Source organism: Binatus sp. (SeqCode) (assembly GCF_036522015.1).
In the GTDB taxonomy this organism is placed as follows: Bacteria; Desulfobacterota; Binatia; order Binatales; family Binataceae; genus Binatus.
In genome coordinates this window covers 1-2,629 of the sequence record NZ_DATDGQ010000355.1, presented here as the reverse complement: position 1 = coordinate 2,629, position 2,629 = coordinate 1, and the positions used below count along the sequence as shown (strand labels likewise).

Annotated in this window: 2 protein-coding genes; one reads left to right on the top strand and one right to left on the bottom strand. The window is 63.5% G+C overall.

What is annotated here, in order from left to right:
• Window positions 1-1,173 (bottom strand): S49 family peptidase (locus tag VIW95_RS15050; protein ID WP_331587983.1); only part of this gene is annotated, 1,173 nt, incomplete at its 3' end.
• A 52-nt stretch (window positions 1,174-1,225) separates the two neighbouring features.
• On the opposite strand from VIW95_RS15050, the gene VIW95_RS15045 reads away from it, so the two are divergent.
• The gene (locus VIW95_RS15045) at window positions 1,226-2,620 is read left to right on the top strand and encodes a hypothetical protein (RefSeq protein ID WP_331587981.1); all 1,395 of its coding nucleotides are present in this window, start codon (window positions 1,226-1,228) and stop codon (window positions 2,618-2,620) included.
• The last annotated feature ends 9 nt before the right edge of the window (window positions 2,621-2,629 follow it).

Sequence of the window (2,629 nt, the reverse complement as noted above, 5' to 3'; positions counted from 1 at the left end):
CTTGCCGCGGCCCTGCGCCTCGCGAACGGCGCGCCAAACCAGGTCGGAGCCGACCGCGGAGCCGCCGGGTGAATTTACCCGGAACACGATTGCGCGGACTCGTTCGTCGCGCGACGCGCGATCGAGTTGCGCGGCCGTCGCGACGCCGCTGATATGTTCGCCGGTCGCGGGCGCGTCGCCGGAAATCACCGGACCGCTGGCGTGCACCAGTGCGATGCGCGCGCGCCGTCCGCGCTCGCGGGTGAAGATTGCGTGACGCCGGTATCGCGCCAGATTGACGAAGACCTTGCGTTTCGACTCGGGATCGAATTCAGCGCGGAGGTCCTCGATGTAGCCTTCGCGATCGATCAGTTTATTTTCGACGGCAAACTTTGCGGTGACGAATCCCGCGGCGATCAACTCGCGCGCTTTTTCAAGAGAGAGTTTGCGGGCCGACGCGATCGCCTCGACGAGGATTTTCTCCCAGTCCGCGACGATCGCTTCCATGCTCTCGCGCACCGCCGGCGACATCGTGTCGCGGCCGAGCGTTTCGGCGGCGCCCTTGTACTCTTTCCATTGCAGTGTCTGCGCCTGGATCTTCAGTTTGTCGAGCGCGTTCTTCAGAAAAACGCCGCCGGTCGCGACACCGAGCATCGTGAGCATCGTGTCGGGATTGGCGACGATCTCTCCTGCCCCCGCGGCAACCAGGTATTCGCGCAGGCCCGCGTCATCGCCGCGCAGCAACGCAATCACGCGCTTGCCGCCGGCCTGAGCGGCGCGCATCAGGCGATGGATTTCGTGCGCGGTGGCCAGGCCGGCGCCGAAACCCGCGATCTCGACGACGATCGCACGAACGTCGACGTCGCTTGCCGCGGACTCGAGCGCATAGCGGAGATGGTCGAGGCTCTGCGCCCCGCGGCGCATGATTTGATCGAGCGGCGAGCGGGTGACGTCCTCTTCGATCGGACCCGCCAGCCGGATTACGAGGACAGCGTCATGCGGGATTTGCGCGGGTCTGACGAGGGCGAAATGAAACGCCGCGACCATCGCGACCGCGACTGCAATCACGCTGAATCCGGTCTTCAAGTCGCCGGCCGCGCAAAACACGGAGCCGATGGAGAACAAAATCGCGACAATAATCCCGAGTCGGACCTCGCGGCTTATCCACAATCGTTCGGAAAATGGGTTCTTCATTCGTTGAATCGGTCGCCTTTTTTGATCGGTCCAAATAGACTACCGCTTTTCGATGCACAGGTCTGTCCTCATCCTGATTCTTGCTCTAGGTGCCGTGAGCGTTGCGTCGTGCTCGACTAGCACGGACGCCCCCAAGCCGGGGCCGCCGCCCTTTGTCGCGCGTTCGACAACGCTTGCCGTCACCAACGGCATCAAGGTGCTGACTAACGTCGCGATGCCGACTGGGTTCGCGCCGATTTCCACGCGACCGCCTATCTGGATGCAAAACGGCGAGGAGATTGCCGTCGTTGGGACGCAGGCGGGACACACGATTGTGTATGGCTTGGGAGGCGCCGCGTGGCGAACCGGCAGAATCCTCGCAGCGGAGACGGGGCCGGGCGCCGCCGAGGAGGGGACGATCGCAGACGTGGAAGTGAGCCCCAACGGGCTGACGCTGGCGACCGCGATGGTCGCGCCGGGGAGCGATCGAGTCGACGTGATCGTTCGCGACCTGATAGCCACCGGTCCCGGCAACGTGATCGCGAACTTCAACGGCCGTTACGATTCGATCTCGATGAGCTGGCTGAATGACGCGACGATCGCGCTCGCGTTGCGGATGCATCCCGAGCCGGCGCCGGAATCCGCCGCCAGTGAGGAAGAGCAGAAGCCTAATCCGGATGAAGCGGACGTCCAGCCGCCGCCCACTCGATCGGACGGATTGCAGTTGATCGTCATCACCGGCGCCGGTTCCGTCGCACCGCTGAAGTTGTCGTGCCCGATGTCGTCGCTCAGTTGGAGCGCGCACGGCGTCTATGCGGTCGGACAGGGCGATGCGGGCGATCCGCCGGTGATAATTGATCGGCGCGCATCGACCTGCACCAGATTTCATGTACCGCAGCCGATTCACGTACTCGATTGGGACAAGGACGACGAAGGCTCATTTCTCTACGTCGGTTCCGACCCTACGCGGCATACGATTGGCGTGTTCAAGTACGACATCGCGACTGGCGCCGAACATCTGATGGGCGTATCCAGCGGAGCGGCCTCGTTCACGGCGGGCAGCGAGACTGTCACGCTGGGTAATCGGGAGCTCTCATTCAAGCAGGCAATCGAGCGTCCCGAAGCGCCGGTTGTCGCGCAAGTTGCGGTCGCGCAAGCCGACTTGACGAAGGTTGACGTGAAATCGCTGGGCTTCGACTCGTGGCCGGAAATGCTCGCACAGAGCACGATGGCCTACTCGAAGGGAGCAGATGAAGCCGCGATGGAAATTTACGCGCCGAGCAAGCCGGTACCGTGGCGGAAAATCGTCACCTACTCGCTCCACTACGATAGCGCGTTTCTGCTGGCGGAAGGTCCGGCGCAGGGAATTGTCACGATGAGCTGGTCGCTCCGGGGACGCTGGCTCGCGTTTCTGGATGGCGACGCGACGACCGGGACAGTAATGACGGTGCTCGCGCCGCCGCGGTAGAGCCGAAGC